Origin of the sequence: Tamlana sp. 2_MG-2023, assembly GCF_030548465.1 — a bacterium.
Taxonomy (GTDB): Bacteria; Bacteroidota; Bacteroidia; order Flavobacteriales; family Flavobacteriaceae; genus Pseudotamlana.
The window spans coordinates 251,839-268,838 of sequence record NZ_JAUOSF010000001.1 but is presented as its reverse complement, the minus strand read 5'-3'; the positions used below and the strand labels follow the sequence as shown (position 1 = coordinate 268,838).

Annotated in this window: 14 protein-coding genes; 7 read left to right on the top strand and 7 right to left on the bottom strand. The window is 34.8% G+C overall.

The genetic code is table 11. From position 1 onward, the window contains the following. Positions 1-264 precede the first annotated feature (264 nt). Complete coding sequence (locus tag Q4566_RS01295) at positions 265-618, bottom strand: 4Fe-4S dicluster domain-containing protein (RefSeq protein ID WP_303417463.1); 354 nt, start codon at positions 616-618, stop codon at positions 265-267. Between the two features lie 68 nt (positions 619-686). Here Q4566_RS01295 and Q4566_RS01290 point away from each other — a divergent pair, with 68 nt between their 5' ends. The 7 genes from Q4566_RS01290 (at position 687) to Q4566_RS01260 (ending at position 8,360) form a co-directional block, all read left to right on the top strand. Continuing rightward, positions 687-1,745 carry an acyl-CoA reductase gene (locus tag Q4566_RS01290; RefSeq protein ID WP_303417461.1) on the top strand — a complete coding sequence of 353 codons (1,059 nt, stop codon included), beginning with the start codon at positions 687-689 and terminating at the stop codon, positions 1,743-1,745. Between the two features lie 76 nt (positions 1,746-1,821). Next, positions 1,822-2,886 (top strand): 3-phosphoserine/phosphohydroxythreonine transaminase, encoded by a 1,065-nt coding sequence (gene serC, locus Q4566_RS01285; protein WP_303417459.1) that lies wholly within the window; start codon positions 1,822-1,824, stop codon positions 2,884-2,886. A 100-nt stretch (positions 2,887-2,986) separates the two neighbouring features. After that, positions 2,987-3,937 (top strand): D-2-hydroxyacid dehydrogenase, encoded by a 951-nt coding sequence (locus Q4566_RS01280; RefSeq protein WP_303417458.1) that lies wholly within the window; start codon positions 2,987-2,989, stop codon positions 3,935-3,937. Between the two features lie 190 nt (positions 3,938-4,127). Further along, a complete protein-coding gene (locus tag Q4566_RS01275; RefSeq protein WP_303417456.1) occupies positions 4,128-4,766 on the top strand; it encodes a DUF937 domain-containing protein in 639 nt (212 codons plus the stop codon). A 172-nt stretch (positions 4,767-4,938) separates the two neighbouring features. Beyond that, positions 4,939-5,379, top strand: coding sequence for a DUF6146 family protein (locus Q4566_RS01270; RefSeq protein WP_303417454.1), 441 nt, complete (start codon positions 4,939-4,941; stop codon positions 5,377-5,379). Between the two features lie 27 nt (positions 5,380-5,406). Continuing rightward, on the top strand, positions 5,407-5,718 hold the full coding sequence (locus Q4566_RS01265; RefSeq protein WP_252723250.1) for a DUF6787 family protein: 312 nt from the start codon (positions 5,407-5,409) through the stop codon (positions 5,716-5,718). 392 nt (positions 5,719-6,110) lie between these two features. Continuing rightward, entirely contained in the window at positions 6,111-8,360 is a 2,250-nt protein-coding gene (locus Q4566_RS01260) for a TonB-dependent receptor (RefSeq protein WP_303417451.1), read from the top strand. Between the two features lie 84 nt (positions 8,361-8,444). Here the strand turns inward: Q4566_RS01260 and guaB are convergent, their stop codons facing one another. The 6 genes from guaB to Q4566_RS01230 form a co-directional block, all read right to left on the bottom strand. Further along, entirely contained in the window at positions 8,445-9,917 is a 1,473-nt protein-coding gene (gene guaB / locus Q4566_RS01255; RefSeq protein ID WP_303417449.1) for an IMP dehydrogenase, read from the bottom strand. A gap of 77 nt (positions 9,918-9,994) precedes the next feature. After that, positions 9,995-10,693 carry an Insecticidal toxin complex protein gene (locus tag Q4566_RS01250; RefSeq protein WP_303417447.1) on the bottom strand — a complete coding sequence of 233 codons (699 nt, stop codon included), beginning with the start codon at positions 10,691-10,693 and terminating at the stop codon, positions 9,995-9,997. Positions 10,694-10,730: 37 nt separating this feature from the next. Then, positions 10,731-13,154, bottom strand: coding sequence for a TonB-dependent receptor domain-containing protein (locus Q4566_RS01245; protein ID WP_303417446.1), 2,424 nt, complete (start codon positions 13,152-13,154; stop codon positions 10,731-10,733). Next, the gene (locus Q4566_RS01240) at positions 13,135-14,493 is read right to left on the bottom strand and encodes an HTTM domain-containing protein (RefSeq protein WP_303417444.1); all 1,359 of its coding nucleotides are present in this window, start codon (positions 14,491-14,493) and stop codon (positions 13,135-13,137) included. Before Q4566_RS01240 ends, Q4566_RS01245 begins: the two co-directional genes overlap by 20 nt. Positions 14,494-14,569: 76 nt before the next feature. Next, complete coding sequence (locus Q4566_RS01235) at positions 14,570-15,673, bottom strand: imelysin family protein (protein ID WP_303417443.1); 1,104 nt, start codon at positions 15,671-15,673, stop codon at positions 14,570-14,572. A gap of 77 nt (positions 15,674-15,750) precedes the next feature. Further along, positions 15,751-16,959, bottom strand: a complete 1,209-nt coding sequence (locus Q4566_RS01230; RefSeq protein ID WP_303417441.1) for a DUF4856 domain-containing protein — start codon at positions 16,957-16,959, stop codon at positions 15,751-15,753. Positions 16,960-17,000 lie beyond the last annotated feature (41 nt).

Genomic DNA, 17,000 nt, shown 5'->3' with positions numbered 1-17,000 from the left:
CCATTTAAGTCCATAAAAACATACTATAAGCAAGTCCGTGACTAACCACGTTGACCGCTATCACATTGTCATAGTTAATTATAATTTTGAAAAAATAAACGTAAAAAAGGCTGGTAGTACGGTAACTAGTAAAGTAACTAAGTGTTTCTTTAAGCGTTGGTTTGCTGAATATGTAAATATTTTTTTTTGACTGAATACTACTAGAAACAAAAAAAGACCACCATTTCCGGCAGTCTTTCTTCAAATATATTAAAAGATCTTTAATTATCCATCAGGATGCATAAATTTCTGTTTTGCTAATAATTCCTCTTCAGTTTCTACATGATCATCATCAGGAACACAACAATCTACTGGGCATACCGCCGCACATTGAGGTTCGTCATGGAAACCTTTACACTCTGTACATTTATCTGGTACGATGTAGTAAAGCTCGTCACTAATAGGTTCTTGAGCTTCATCAGCATCAACTTCAGTTCCATTTGTTAATACTACTGTTCCGTCCAAACTTGTACCATCTTTGTAGCGCCAATCATCTGCACCTTCATAAATTGCCGTATTCGGGCATTCCGGTTCACATGCACCACAATTTATACATTCGTCTGTTATTATAATTGCCATAGCGTTTTTTTCTTTCTAAATTTGCAATAGCAAAAATAACGCCTAAACCTTTCATAACCAAATTCAGAATGCAATTACAAGAAAGAATTAATGCTTTTATAAAATTAGGAGATTTTTTAAGGCAATTTTCTAACGAAGTTGTCCAAAAGGATGATATTGTTGAACACAATGATATTTTCTTCGATGGCTTTAAACATCAGTTAAAATTAGCAGAAGAACATAACGGCTGGTTTACTCAAGAAAACATGCGCTTTGCATTAAAATCATGGTCTGACGCCTTAACGCTTGAGAATCTGAACACTTGGTTAAAACCTTATCAAGTTGAAAAGTTGAATCCGAAAACTGTCGCCATAATAATGGCCGGAAACATACCACTTGTAGGGTTTCACGATTTTTTATCGGTTCTAATTACGGGACATCATGTTTTGGTGAAGCAGTCTTCAAACGACAAACACCTACTACCCTATCTGGCTAAATATTTGGAATTTGTGGAGCCTCAGTTTAAAGGTAAAATTAACTTTACGGAAGGGAAAGTAGAAAATTTTGATGCTGTTATCGCCACAGGAAGCAATAATACGGCACGTTATTTTGAATATTATTTTAAAGATAAACCTTCCATTATAAGAAATAACAGAAATTCAGTCGCTGTTTTAACTGGTGATGAATCTGAAGCTGACCTAAAAAACCTATCGGAAGACATTTTTAGATACTACGGATTAGGCTGCCGAAACGTTTCGAAACTCTACCTACCAAAAAATTACAATTTCGATGCGTTCTTTGAAGGCATGTACCACTGGCATCCTATTATCAATAAAGCCAAATACGCGAATAATTACGACTACAATAAAGCGGTCTATTTAATGAGTGAATTTGACATGCTAGAAAACGGCTTTTTCATGATTAAAGAAGACGAAAGTTTAGCCTCGCCTATTGCTACTGTTTTCTATGAATATTATGAAAATAAAACGCAATTAGAAGAAAAACTAAAAGCAAATAAACAGCAAATTCAATGCATTGTGTCTAACGGATTTACAAAAAGCGAAATCGCTTTTGGAGCCACTCAAAAACCTCAACTTTGGGAATATGCAGATGACGTGGATTCTGTTGAATTTTTATTAGCGATTTGACAAAACTTTTAAAGAATTTTTAATTAAAAATCAGGAATTAATTAAGACCTTTACATCTTAATTTTTACCAAGAAAAATGAAAAAACATAACTTTAGTGCAGGACCTAGTATTTTACCACAAGAAGTTTTATTAAAAGCTTCAGGGGCAATTGTAGATTATAATAACAGTGGATTATCCTTAATTGAAATCTCTCACAGAAGTAAAGATTTTGTAGAGATTATGGAAAACGCTAGAGCGTTAGCTTTAGAGCTTTTAGGTTTAGAAGGAAAAGGTTATACAGCTTTATTTTTACAAGGTGGTGCTAGTACGCAGTTTTTAATGACAGCATTAAATCTTTTAGAGAAAAAAGCAGGTTATATAAATACAGGTGCTTGGAGTGGAAAAGCGATTAAAGAAGCTAAGAAAGTAGGAGAAATTATCGACGTAGCTTCTTCTGCCGATGCGAACTTTAATTACATCCCTAAAGGATTTGAAATTCCTTCAGATTTAGATTACTTACACTATACTTCAAACAACACTATTTTCGGAACCCAGTTTAAGGATATCCCTCAAACAGATGTGTCTTTAGTATGTGATATGAGTAGTGATATTTTCTCAACGACTTTAGATTATTCAAAATTCGCTTTAATATATGCAGGTGCTCAAAAAAATATGGGGCAAGCAGGTACAACGCTTGTTGTTGTAAAAGACGAAATTTTAGGTAAAGTATCTCGTGACATCCCATCAATCTTAGATTACCAATTACACATCAAAGCAGGCAGTATGTATAACACGCCTCCTGTATTCCCAGTATACACTTCTATGTTAACTTTAGAGTGGTTAAAAGGACTAGGTGGTATTGCTGGAATTCAAGAAGAAAACGAAAAGAAAGCAACTTTAATGTATTCTGAAATTGATTTAAATCCATTGTTCAAAGGATTTGCTGCAAAAGAAGATCGTTCAACAATGAATGCAACATTTAACTTAACAAACGAAAGTTTAAAAGATACTTTTGATGCTATGCTTAAGGAAGCAGGAATTAGTGGTGTAAACGGGCACAGAAGTGTTGGTGGCTACAGAGCATCTATGTACAACGCTTTACCTTTAGACAGCGTAAAAGCGTTAGTAGAAGTGATGAATGAATTAGAAGCTAAAGCATAAATAGTTTTTTTATTTCCACGAAAGTGGAAATCTTATAAAGCTACCTATAAATTAAACATAAAAGATTTTCGCTTTCGCGGAAAAAATAAATAACAAAACAATGAAAGTATTAGCAAACGACGGTATTTCACAAAGTGGTATCGATGCCTTAGAAAAAGCAGGATACGAAGTAATCACTACTACCGTAGCACAAGAGCAATTAATCAATTATATCAACGAAAAAGACATCGCTGTTTTATTAGTTAGAAGTGCAACTACTGTACGTCAAGACTTAATCGACGCTTGTCCAGGATTAAAAATCATTGGACGTGGTGGTGTTGGTATGGATAATATCGATGTAGCCTACGCCAGAGAAAAAGGACTTAGCGTTATTAACACGCCAGCAGCTTCTTCGCACTCTGTTGCCGAGTTAGTATTTGGTCACTTTTTTGGATTAGCACGTTTCTTACATAACTCAAACAGAGATATGCCGTTAGAAGGTGATCAAAACTTTAAAGGTTTAAAGAAAGCTTACGCTAAAGGAACAGAATTAAAAGGTAAGACTTTAGGTGTTTTAGGTTTTGGTCGTATTGGTCAAGCAACTGCTAAGGTAGCTTTAGGAGCAGGTATGAAAGTTGTAGCTTTCGATCCTTTCTTAGAAAAAGCGAACCTAGAATTAAATTTCTTTGACGGACAAAAAGTAAGTTTTGAAATTGAAACGATTTCTAAAGAAGAAGTTTTAAAACAAGCTGATTTCATCTCATTACACGTTCCAGCACAAGATGGTTACGTTATTGATGAAGCAGAATTTAACATCATGAAAGACGGTGTAATCATCGCTAACGCAGCACGTGGCGGTGTAGTTAACGAAGTTGCCCTTGTAAAAGCCTTAGAAAGTGGTAAAGTTTCTAGAGCAGCTTTAGATGTTTTTGAAAAAGAACCTAAACCAGAAATTCAGTTATTAATGAACCCAGCTTTATCTTTAACACCTCATACTGGTGCAGCAACTAACGAAGCACAAGATAGAATTGGTACTGAATTAGCAGAACAAATTATTAGTATTCTTGGATAAGATTTTTATTGAAGCTTCGTGCTTCAGTAAACTTGGGTAGTTGGTTACTTTGACCACAAGCTGTTCGATGTAGTCCATAGCTACCAAAACATTCAAATTGAGATATTTAAAAGTCCTAGCATGAAAATGTTAGGACTTTTTTTGTACCTTAAACCTTCATTTAAAATTTAATTAATTAAACCTAAAAATCATGTCTGGAATATTAGATTTATTAAACAGCGACCTCGGAAAATCCATTGTTAGTGGTGTTGCTGGTCAAACCAATCAACCTCAAAATAAAACGCAAGACGTTTTAACCATGGCGCTCCCTTTATTAACAGCTGCTATGAAACGTAACGCCAACTCACCTCAAGGAGCTGAGGGCCTTATGAATGCTTTAAACAGCAAACACGATGGTAGCATATTAGACAACCTGGGAGGCTTTTTTGAAGGCGGTGTAGATTCTAACGTCATCAACGATGGCGGAAACATTCTTGGTCATGTATTAGGCTCAAAACAACAACATATTGAAAACACTTTAGGTGCCAAATCTGGTATGGATGCCAATTCGGTAAGCCAAATGCTAAAAATAGCAGCGCCGCTCCTGTTAGGCGTTTTAGGTAAACAAAGCAGACAAAACAACGTAAGCAGCACTAACGACTTAGGAAACCTTTTAGGAGGACTTGTGAGTGGTAATTCAGCGGGACAAGAGCAAAACTTTTTGGAAACCTTATTAGATGCCGATGGTGATGGAAGCGTTATTGACGATGTCGCAGGCATGATGTTAGGTGGCGACAAAAGTAAAAACGATCTTGGTGGTATGCTAGGCAGTTTGTTTGGCGGAAAATAACCGAGAAATATAAGATAAATAATGAGCCTGTGTTTGAATTGAAATTTTAACACAGGCTCTTTTTATACATGACGACAAATTCAAGTTTATTTTGTTTTTTGTATCTTAATATTTCATATTAAAATTGTGGCTATAATTCTAAACGCGTCAATTAAAATAACCTAATCATTTCATGAAGTATATTCTTTATTTTTTACTTATTGTTGGATTTATACTCAGTTGTAAAACTTCAAAACCTTCAACAGCGTCTAAAAAAGATGAAAACCTTGAAGCCCTGAAACAAAATGACACAGTCACTATTGCTAACAAAGAAGAAGAATACGAGATCATCATTATCGAACCCGGATTTAATTATTGGGTAGCTAGCCAAGCCCAACCTAGAGGGTTTTATTCTCAAACTTTTTTAGAAAATAGAAACCAGTTATACGTTATAGAATGGAATCAACGTGTTTTACAACCACAACGGTATCCTCCAAATTTATATGAATTACAAATTAATTACGACCAAGGTACCGACTATGGTTACGAAGTAAACTACCTCCTTTATAATTATTTTATATATTTTCAACTCACCTACAAACAAAGATTAGGGCCTTTTGTTCCTAGGATTTAATTAAGATTTAATTACTTTTGCAGCCAAATGAAATTTGTGGAAAAACTAAAAGCACGTTGGGATATTGAACATAACTGGGAAATCATAGTTATTTTGATTGTGTTCTCAGTAACGGGTTCGACAGCATCCTACATAGGAAAACCTATATTACGCTATCTAAGTATTACTACCGAAAACTTCGGAACTTTTGGGTATTGGGTGATTCGTATTCTTTTGTTATTCGTCATGTATCAATTCATGCTTGTCTTTTTTGGATGGCTATTTGGACAACATAAATTTTTCTGGAATTTCGAAAAGAAAATGCTACGCAGAATTGGGTTAAAGCGATTTGTAGATTAATGATTCCTTTTCAGGAACATATAATTTTTAGAATACTTACTTTATGCTTGGTCTCAACTTTAATGTTTCCTGCTGCAACAAAGCTTGCTCATATATTCGAACACCAGAATCACGAAGTTTGTGAAGGTGATAATACGACACATTTTCATCAAGTTGACTTAGATTGTGAGTTTCAAAAGTTTCAAATAATCCATAATATAAAGGCCTCAAACAACCATTTCGAACTTGTTCCACTTAAAGAAAAACAAGAAAAAATGGCTGATTCATATCTCTTTTTAAGTAAGTTTCAAAGGCTCCACTTTTCACTTCGAGGCCCACCTTCACTAACTTAATATACGATCAATTACTGACACTCATTCAGTAAAATTCATTATTAATTTAAGTGAATAGCTATGAAATTACTATTAAATACCCTGCTATTATTAGCAATAACGAGTATCTATGCTCAAAATAACATACAAGGTGTTGTTACAGATACTAATACCAACGAAAAATTAGAACTAGTAAATATTTACATTTCTGAACTTGAAAAAGGTACGACTACCGATGTTCAAGGCCATTTCACTTTAGAGGATTTACCTTCAGGAAACTACAATGTTGTTTTTTCAATGATTGGCTATGAAAAACAATCTGTAAAAGTAAAACTCCCTCAAAATAACGGCTTAGAAATTAGCTTAAAGGCATCCGCTATTGAGATGGAAAGCGTAATTATTTCTACGCCATTTCATAAACTACAACGTGATAATGTCATGAAGGTAGAACATGAAACAGTTGAAAACTTAAAAGCCAATGGTGCGCTCACTTTAGCTGAAGGAATTTCTAATATCGCTGGTGTTGAAAGCGTAACCACAGGGCTGGGTATTGGAAAACCTGTAATTAGAGGCTTAAGCTCTAACCGTGTTCTAGTGTTTACACAAGGGGTGCGTTTGGAGAATCAACAATTCGGTGGTGAGCACGGCTTAGGAATTAATGATGCTGGTATTGAAAGTGTTGAAGTTATTAAAGGCCCAGCTTCCCTACTTTACGGTAGTGATGCTCTTGGTGGTGTTTTATATTTAAACCCTGAAAAATTCGCTGCTCAAGATTCGGTTGAAGGTGATGTTGGTGCTAATTATTTCAGCAATACACAAGGGTACAACACCAATGTTGGTTATAAATCGTCAGCTAATAATTTTAAATTTTTAGTACGAGGAAGTGTTGCTGAGCATTCAGATTATGAAACTGCCAATTACCGTGCGACAAACACACGTTTTAAAGAAAAAGATTTTAAAGCAGGAATTGGCTATCAAGTGAATACCTTTAAAACGGAATTTCGCTACAATGTAAATAGTGCCGTATTAGGAATTCCTGAAGGTATTGGTGAACAATCTACGAACAAAACCCCCTTACTTCCGTATCAAGATATTACCAATCATGTATTTAGTTCGAAATCGACTGTGTTTTTTGAAAATTCAAAATTAGACATCAATTTAGGGTACATCTATAACGATAGAAAAGAGTTTGAAGATGAACACGATCACGATGATCACAATCACGATCACGATGATCACGATCACGATCATGATGATCATGATGATGACGATGAGCATGAGCATGAAGAAGCGGCACTCCATATGAAATTGAAAACTGCCAATTACGATATCAAATACCACTTGCCTACTTTAGGAAAATTTGAAACTATTGTGGGTGTTCAAGGTATGAATCAACTAAACACAAACTATGGTGAGGAGGTATTAATTCCAGATGCAACTACAAACGATTTTGGGGTTCTTGGTGTTTCTCACATTCACTTTAAAAAAGCCGATGTACAACTAGGACTGCGTTTTGACCACAGAAATATTAACACCCTAGATGGTTTAAACCGAAATTTCAATAGCATTAACGGCGCTTTAGGCGTTAAAACAAACCTTACAGACAATATTACAGCGAGAGTAAATGTTGCTACTGGATTTAGAGCTCCTAATTTATCTGAATTGACTTCAGATGGTGTTCACCATGGTACTAACCGTTATGAGATTGGTAATGCAGATTTAGACAGCGAGCAAAACATTCAAACTGATATTGCTTTAGAATATAAAAGTGAACATTTTGAGTTATTTGCAAATGGTTTTTACAACCTCGTTAACAACTACATTTTCTTATCTCCTACAGGAACCGAAATAGATCACACCGCTGTTTATGAATATGCTCAGGATGATGCCGCCTTATATGGTGGTGAATTTGGATTACACATTCACCCACATCCTTTAGATTGGCTACATTTTGAAAGCAGTTTTGAAATGGTTACCGGAAAACAACGTAATGATGATTATTTACCATTAATCCCTGCCAATTCCTTAACGAATGTTATAAGGGCTGAATTTGAAAAACCTTGGTTCCAAAAAGGTTATACTTTTATTAAACTAAGAACCACTTTCGATCAAAATAACGTAAGCCAATTTGAAACACCAACACTTGGTTACAACTTATTAAGTGCAGGTATCGGCGGAAGTTTCTCTTTGTTTAGTAAAGAACTTTCAGTGGTAATTTCAGGAAACAACTTAACCAATAAAACCTATTTTGACCACCTATCACGTTTAAAATCTGAAGGTATTTATAATATGGGAAGAAACATTACTGTTGGATTTACTTATCATTTATAGATAAATAAACAAAAACCTTTATAAAACAAAAAAAGCTATACATATCTCGTATAGCTTTTTTTTATGCATATAATAAATTAGACTCTACCTAGAATAATTAGGAGCCTCCTTAGTAATTGTAACATCATGTGGGTGACTTTCAGCAATACCCGAAGCTGTTATTTTTACAAAAGCTGAGTTGTTTTTCTGATCTTCAATAGTTGCAGCACCACAATAGCCCATACCTGCTCTTAATCCACCAATAAATTGATGCATCGTCGCATACAGTTCTCCTTTATAAGGAACACGTCCTTCAATACCTTCTGGAACTAATTTTAAGCTATCATCTTCTTTGCCTTGAAAGTAACGGTCTTTTGAACCGTTTTTCATAGCCTCTACAGAGCCCATGCCGCGGTAAGATTTAAAACGACGTCCGTTAAATAGAATAACCTCTCCTGGTGCTTCTTTAGTTCCTGCTAGCAAAGAACCTAACATGATAGAATCTGCCCCAGCAGCAATCGCTTTAGGAATGTCTCCTGTAAAACGAATACCACCATCTGCAATTACAGGAACTCCAGATCCCTTTAAGGCTTCTGCTACATTTAGTACGGCCGATAATTGTGGGTATCCTACACCCGCAACGACACGTGTTGTACAAATTGATCCTGGACCAATACCTACTTTTACCGCATCTGCTCCAGCTGCTACTAAATCTAACGCTGCTTTTTCAGTAACAATATTACCTGCAACCACGTCTAAATTTGGAAATTCAGCTTTTACTTCTTTTAATTTATTTAATATATTAATAGAGTGACCGTGAGCAGAATCTAACACTACGGCATCAACGCCAGCAGCAACCAACGCTCTTACACGATCTATACAGTCTGGTGTTACACCTATAGCAGCTGCAACCCTCAACCTTCCATATTCATCTTTATTAGCACTAGGGTTTTCTCTAACTTTAATAATATCTCTAAAAGTTATTAAACCTACCAACTTATTGTTTGCATTAACAACAGGTAGTTTTTCTACCTTATTATCTTGCAATATATCTTCAGCTTGTTTTAATGAAGTCCCTTCCTTTACTGTAATTAAGCCTTTAGAAGTCATCACTTCAGAAATTAATCGCTTTTCGTTTCTTTCGAATCTTAAATCACGATTTGTAACAATCCCAACTAATTCATTTTCAGAATCTATTACAGGAATACCACCAATTTTATGTTCAGCCATCAAATTATTGGCATCTAAAACCGTATCGGTAGCTTTGATCGTCACAGGTTCTAAAATCATTCCGGCTTCCGAACGTTTTACTTTCTTAACCTCTAAGGCCTGCTCTTCAATGGACATGTTTTTATGTAAAACACCGATTCCTCCTTCACGAGCCATAGCTATAGCCATTGCAGACTCCGTTACCGTATCCATTGCAGCAGATATGATTGGTGTATTTAAAGGAATATTTCTTGAGAATTTCGAAGTGATATTTACCGTGTTTGGTAACACTTCTGAATAGGCTGGTACTAAAAGTACGTCATCGTAAGTAAGACCTTCTCCTAGAATTTTGTTTTGATGTGAAATCATGATGCAATTACAGTTTAATTGCGTGCAAATATACGTTATTTAATCACATTAAACTTTGATGCAACGTTAAAATATTACTAATCATTTTTACAGTAATCTCTTAACACATGAAGCGCGTAATAATATCTGTTATCTGTTTCACTGATATCAGATTTAAAGCGAATCTCTTTAGGTACTAAAACTTTATAAAAACCTTTACCTTTTGCCATGCGCTCTATCGTACGAAGTCCTTTTTCATCAATACCTTCATAAATGCTCTTTAACCAAATATATTGTTCTTTATGGATTATGGCTTCGTCCCATTTCAAAGCGGTATCAGATTTTAAAACGTCTTCATCTAAATACAAGGACTTCAAAGTTTCGAAAGCATGGTTAAAAACGGTTTCACTGCCCTGGTATGCATAAGATTTGACACTTTTTGTTGTAAATATGCAAAAAGGAAAAGCATTTATTAGACGTAATTTATTTGATATGAAATACGCCATTTTAGGCCAAACGACCTCACACCCTCTTTCTTCCATCGTTGTAAAATACCATACGTAAAAATCGCGACGCTCCTTTATGGTTTTATATTCTGAAAAATAATTGTGCTGTAGGTTATAAATATTAGCATTCTGCCAAACCTGAGTATTGTGTTTACGGTCAGATTTTAACCAGTCTGAAGCACTTAAATCACTTTTGCCGTTTACTTTTTCAAAGGCATTAATTGATTTCCATTCTTTAGCATGCCCCAAAAAACATAACAAAAGAAAGCCTACTGAAAAGATGTATCGCATGACATATGGGTTTAAGACTTAAAAATACGAGTTATTTTTAAATTTTTATTTCCAAAGTAGCATACCAGTTTCTAGGTGCTGAAGGAATAATACCAGGCCCCGGGTAACCCGTTGCACGGCGTGTAAAGTAACTGTTGTCTAAAACATTGTTTAAACCCGTTTCTAATTTAAATCTTTTATAGCTATAAGACAGTGAGATATCTAAAACATCGTAAGCTGGGATTTCACCAATAACCCCGCTTAAACTTGGAGTTACAGAATTTGTTGCATCGGTAAATTGACTTCCTAAATAGGTATACTGAATACTTCCTAATACGTTTTTATAACCACCACGTAAGCCTGTTTTTAAATTTAAATCTGGCACAAACTCCACTTTATTCCCTTGAACTCCTAATTGCTCTGAATGTGTATATTCTGAAGCTATTATAGAAGTATTGATAAAATAATTCAGTTTAAAATCGCTATTTAATCCAACAATAGATTTCAAATTAAAATCGAATAAAGATTCTACGCCATACATCACAGCATCACCAATATTGCCACGTTCAGCAACAATTCGCCCATCGGGAAGCACGGTTTGGACGAAACCAATTCTATCCTTATAAAACAAGCCAAAAACACCCAAATCGTAAGATAGAAAGCTTTTGTAAGTACCACGTATGCCCATATCTGCAGTAAAACCACTTTCATCGCTAATATCTGGATTAATAGTAAATGCGGGATTAGTTACATTAATATCTGAAAATGTTACCGAACGGTAATTCTGTGAAATATTCCCATAAAATTCTAAGTTCGCATTAGCTTTATAACTTAAACCCAAACCTAATAAAACAAAGGCGCGTTCATAATTTTGATCTTCTTCAACAGTTTCTTCAAAAATGACGTTTCCTGCATTATCCAAATTAAAATTCTTATAATAACCATCACTTTGGGTTTTGATATATTCAAAACGGAATCCTGGTGTCACAGAAAATTTATCGGTCACATAGAATATATTTTCACCAAAAACTGATACATTAAAATTCGGTAAATCAAATTGAGATTGGTTCGTATAATACGGAAAATCATCAGTTGCTACATCAAAATCAGGACCAATACCATCACTACCCGGCCCTTGCTCTTGGAAGTTATTAGCTTTATAAAACTTGGTTCCTATTAAAAACGTGGCATCCTTATCGGAAATTTGATATTTACTTAATAATCGTGATTCAAATCCGAAATTATTAAAATCACCAACAATTAAATCACGAACACCTCCAGGATCAGCTTGATTCACTCGATTGGTACGAAAACCTAAGGCCTTCCTAGATGCTTGTAAGCCGAAAAAATTAAAGGTGAAATTGGTGTTTTCTGTAAATTCGTGCGCCAATTTCAAATTATAAAGCAACCAATTCACTTTAAACCAGTTTCTTTCTCTATTACTTTGTAGCGGATCTTCTTCAAACATGTCGTCGGTTAAACCACCTGCTTGTTGCGCCAAATAATGTAGATAAGAAACATCACCTGTTAATGCCGTTTTATTATTAAACTGATACCCTATTTGAGCGAAAACATTTTTTGATTCAAACTCGGAATTCGGTCGAAACCCATCCCCTTTTTTATAATTAAAATAACTGTAGTAACTCCATTTATCTTTAGTACCACTTAAACTGGTAAAATTCGTGTACAAACCGAAGCTTCCAACCGTGTTTCTAGTAATGACCTCAATGGGTTTATTTGGATTGGGCTCCTTCATTTTGAAGTTTATCAAACCTCCAAATTGTGTTCCGTATTGTAAAGAAGCAGCTCCACGAATGACTTGAATTTCGGCTAAACCTTCTGATGCTGGGGTATAATAACTCTCTGGATACCCCAAAACATCGGCACTGATGTCATAACCGTTTTGGCGGGTATTAAAATTGGCTGTACGATTCGGGTCTAAACCACGACCACCAACATTTAACTGCAATCCCGCATCATCATTTTGGTAAATATTTAAACCTGCAACCTGACTGAAAATTTGACGCGCATTGTTAGAAGCTAGATTCGCCATAGATTGATCGACTAGAACCACTTCGGTCTTTTTTCCTGCGTAAATAGCGGTTTCTTCAACATCATTTAGGCGTTGCATCTCAAAAATCTTTTCTTTTCTAGCGGTAATTTCAACTTCGGAAAGTTTTGTGGTTAGATCATGTAATTCAATCTTTAAATTTTCGGCTTCTGAAGTGTTTATTGTGATTTCTTGCGTTTCATATTCAAAAGAAAAAAATACTAAGGTTAGTTCTTTTTTAGCGGTTTGAAAACTAAAATGCCCTATGACATCTGAAACAGCCATTTCACCTGAGGCCTTATCGTATACCTGAACATCGGCAACAGGTTTTTGAGTTTTTGAAAACACAACAACCCCGTTTACTGGGTTTTGTGCATAGAGAGAGATGCTAAAAATTAGCGAAAAAATTAACTTATAAGCCTTTAATGTCATCGTTAAAAGGTAAAATCCAGTGCTTGGGTTTAAATGATTCTTTTTCTTGGTACAAATCTACTGTTTTATCTATATATGGCGCGCTTAATCTGCCATTTAATGCCACATAACTTTCAACAAAAACTTGTACATTTTTATGGCCTTGTGCTGTAAAATGATCGCCTAAATAATGGGCGTATTCTAAAATAAAATCAGGTTGAGATCCCATTTGCTTTTCCTGAAAAGGAGTTAAAAAGTCCTTATTATCTACATAAAAAAAGTTGCCTGTTTTAGCATCAACAATTTTGAAGGTTGACATGCCCAATTTTTCCATAAGCATGACGCGCCATGAAAAACGGTAACCTTCTTCGGTCCAAAAAAGCTCCCCGGGGTATAATAAATACCGAAACGGAAACGCCAATTGAAAAACGAAAAACAACCCGATAAAAGCAATAAGCGGCCTTTTGAACCTGTATTTATAATAGGGTTTGGCTGAAACAAGAGTTGAAGGCGTAATATTCTGAAATAAATCTTTTATGAGATTAATAATCTTTTTATGAAATCCTGCTTCAAAGAAAATTAATGTAGAGGCAATCATCACAAAAGGAAACATCCCTATAGGAAACAAAACACGCGTAAATACATGAAATACGACTACCAATAAAAAAGCGAATTTTCGCGTGGGTTTATAAAGTAACAAAAAGGGAATGGCTAAATCATATAGCATCCCGCTCCAACTCATGGCGTATTGAAACCAAGTTTGATGCATTAAGGTATCGCCTATTAACGGTAGATCGTATTTAGAGGGCAACCAAATTTTTAAAGGCATCGCCTTAAATAACCAATCACTATTTAATTTAGCCAATCCCGCATAAAAATACACAATACCTAAAAGTAGTTTTACGGCATCAATAGTCCATTTTGGGATGTTTTGATAAGATCGTTTTCTGATTAAGTTATCTATTGAAAGCTGAGCATTAGCAGGTAATAAAATCATTAAAAACCCCATTAAACTAATAAAATAATAATGATTGAGGTAGGTGGTTTTATCCATCAATTCAATGTAAGTAAAACTGATAAAAAACGTAATGATTGCGAATCTGTATTTCAAACCAATCGCCACAAAAATGGCTGAAACCATGCAAATTATAAAAAGCAAGTAAGTATAATCTCCAAGCGGTTTTACCCACTCAAAACCATAATAAGAAAAGTGAAATTTTGGCTGAATGTATAAGGTTTCTATCCAACCGTGGTACCAAAACCGAATCATGCCATAGCACATCATAAAACCAAAAAGCATACGAAACACCGCTAGTGGTGCTGCATTCGTGTACTGATTAAAATATGATTTTAAAGTCATAGCCTTAAATGTGAAAAAGCTATCTACAAAGATTTTTACTTTATAGATAGCTTTAAAATATGAGTTTTATATGATACTAATCACCATCAGCATCAACGTAATCTACGCTAACATCAAAAGCTTGAAGCATATCTACTTTTAAAGAAACTACTATTAACTGTAAAGCATCATAAGCTTCGGTCATTTTAGTGTTATCTGTGTTTATTTGATCATAAAAATTGGCATTTAAGCCATTTAATTTTGTTTTAGCATCACTAAATTGCGTCGTGATTTTTGAAACTAAATCGTTACGATCTAAAAATTCTAAATAAGTTTTAAAACTTTCACCTATTGTTGTTGAAGCATAAGGCTTTCCGTTAAAAACATCTAATGATGCTGAAAGTGCGTCTTCAGCTAATTCTTGAGAATAGATTTTACTGTATAAACCTTCTACCGTATCAGGTAAGGGTGTGCTTGAAAAATTGCCAGCAGGGATTCCTATTTTATTAGCGCGAAGTCCTTTTTCAAAATAAAACACATAATCATTAGTCATTTTATTCAATGCACTTGTTGCTGTATTTCCGGTTTCTGAAACAAAGGTATCTCGGTAAGAAGACGTCCAATCGTTTAACACGATTTCTGTTAACGCTTGCATCTGATCAATAACATCAGATAAATACGTTTGATATTTCGCGTCTGTGTATTTTGTAACAATAGCAGCATCATCAACTGCAACCCCATATAATAAATAATCTACCGCAGGAAAACCTACTGCATCAATATTATGTGGATGTGCTAAATCGTATGAACCATTAGTGATATTGGCTTCAACTTCCTGAATTGAAGTTGGATACACATTCATTTGAGAACCATAAAGTAAGGATTCGGCTTTACCAATATTAAACATTTCAACAGATTGCCACACTTTATAAGCGGCGAACCAAGAACCTCTTAAAGTTTCCAAGTTCGTTTGATCTGGAATCGCAATAAAATTATCCTTATCAGTCTGTAGTGTTTTAAGTTTTGAGTTTAAATCTTGAAAAGCAGGAATGATAATATTATCAGCTAAATTCACTAATAATTCACCTCTATCATAGGAATCCGTTCCGCTAGTAGGGTTATCATCTGAAGAAGATGAACTACAAGCATTAAATAATATAACGATGGTTAGGGCTAGAAAAACTTTTCTCAATGTAAACATATCTTAAAATATTGGCAAAAATAGCAAAAACAGCAAATGTATCATTAAAATACATTTGCTGTTTATAAAAATCTCTTTTAGTTAGATGCGTCAGCTGCAGCTTCAGTTGTGAAACCAAATCTTGCAGAAATATCATCAGATAATTCATCTAAAGTAGCTTCTGAAACTCCCCAAAAACCATTGTCCCCCATTAAATCAGCTAGCATCCCATCAACTTCAGCCTTTGTAAAATAAGGGCCATCGGTTGCGATATCTCTAGTAAACTGTAAACTATAAATAAACCCGTAAGCTTCAGATAAGGCGTGAAACGCAGAACCTTTATCGGCTGCTAAATTATTTTTTCCAGCTTGTAAATAGTAAACGGCACGCACAGCAGGAACCAAAGAAATACTTTCTCTTAAAATTTCAACTTGCTCATCACGTACAGTATACTCTCCTTCTGTAATGGCGGCTCTACCTAATTTAAAAGCGTTGTAAACATCCACATCTAAACCTTCAAAATCAGGATCTGAACTTACACGGTCTAAATATTCGCTTAAAAATTGGTCTGCACCTAATTCTGGTACAGCAGGATTAGCTTCGTTTCCAAATAAATAACCATAAGCTTCATCCCATTTGTGCTCCATGGTTGTATAATTTTTACCAGATTCTAAAACTTCAGCATCGTTATTTTCGATATTTTCCCCTGCATCTAAAACAGAAGTACTTAAGTAGTTATTTAAAATTTGGTCTATCATTAAACCTCCTATAAGCCCTTTAGCAAATGCTTGGTTATATTCTAATCCTTCGGCGTTTACGTAACGTATAGTTGTACCGTTTGCTTGCAAGATTGCACCTGCTTTACCTTCAGCAGCTACATCATTCCAGCTTTGAAATACAACATCAACTTGTTCTGAAATCCAAGTATCAAAATCATCTTTAATCGCATTAGCTTCTGTACTATTTGCAGAGAAATAATCTGTAGACGCAGCCACTTTACTTCTCACGCTTTTATCTGAAGCATTCAAATCTGAATTTGAAAAATCATCTCCATTTTCAACATGGGCAAACATAGCGTCAATTTGAGCTTCTGTAGAACCATTATCTTTTAATGCAGTAACAATTTCTTCTGCCATTTGAATTCTAGTAGTTTGACCTGAGAAGCTTACTGTTGAACTTCCTTCTCTTTCAAACACATAAGTTGCAGGAGCAACAACATTGTTTCCATTATCTCCACTGTCATCATCACTTGAACATGATTGAAATAAAGCAGATACTACAAATAGACTTAAAACTAATTTTTTCATTATAAACTAAATATTGGTTTTTATTCTTATTTAGACTGACT

Coding starts and splice junctions, on each gene's coding strand:
- Q4566_RS01295 (WP_303417463.1), bottom strand. CDS start 618: ATGGCAATTATAATAACAGACGAATGTATAAATTGTGGTGCATGTGAA.
- Q4566_RS01290 (WP_303417461.1), top strand. CDS start 687: ATGCAATTACAAGAAAGAATTAATGCTTTTATAAAATTAGGAGATTTT.
- serC (WP_303417459.1), top strand. CDS start 1,822: ATGAAAAAACATAACTTTAGTGCAGGACCTAGTATTTTACCACAAGAA.
- Q4566_RS01280 (WP_303417458.1), top strand. CDS start 2,987: ATGAAAGTATTAGCAAACGACGGTATTTCACAAAGTGGTATCGATGCC.
- Q4566_RS01275 (WP_303417456.1), top strand. CDS start 4,128: ATGTCTGGAATATTAGATTTATTAAACAGCGACCTCGGAAAATCCATT.
- Q4566_RS01270 (WP_303417454.1), top strand. CDS start 4,939: ATGAAGTATATTCTTTATTTTTTACTTATTGTTGGATTTATACTCAGT.
- Q4566_RS01265 (WP_252723250.1), top strand. CDS start 5,407: ATGAAATTTGTGGAAAAACTAAAAGCACGTTGGGATATTGAACATAAC.
- Q4566_RS01260 (WP_303417451.1), top strand. CDS start 6,111: ATGAAATTACTATTAAATACCCTGCTATTATTAGCAATAACGAGTATC.
- guaB (WP_303417449.1), bottom strand. CDS start 9,917: ATGATTTCACATCAAAACAAAATTCTAGGAGAAGGTCTTACTTACGAT.
- Q4566_RS01250 (WP_303417447.1), bottom strand. CDS start 10,693: ATGCGATACATCTTTTCAGTAGGCTTTCTTTTGTTATGTTTTTTGGGG.
- Q4566_RS01245 (WP_303417446.1), bottom strand. CDS start 13,154: ATGACATTAAAGGCTTATAAGTTAATTTTTTCGCTAATTTTTAGCATC.
- Q4566_RS01240 (WP_303417444.1), bottom strand. CDS start 14,493: ATGACTTTAAAATCATATTTTAATCAGTACACGAATGCAGCACCACTA.
- Q4566_RS01235 (WP_303417443.1), bottom strand. CDS start 15,673: ATGTTTACATTGAGAAAAGTTTTTCTAGCCCTAACCATCGTTATATTA.
- Q4566_RS01230 (WP_303417441.1), bottom strand. CDS start 16,959: ATGAAAAAATTAGTTTTAAGTCTATTTGTAGTATCTGCTTTATTTCAA.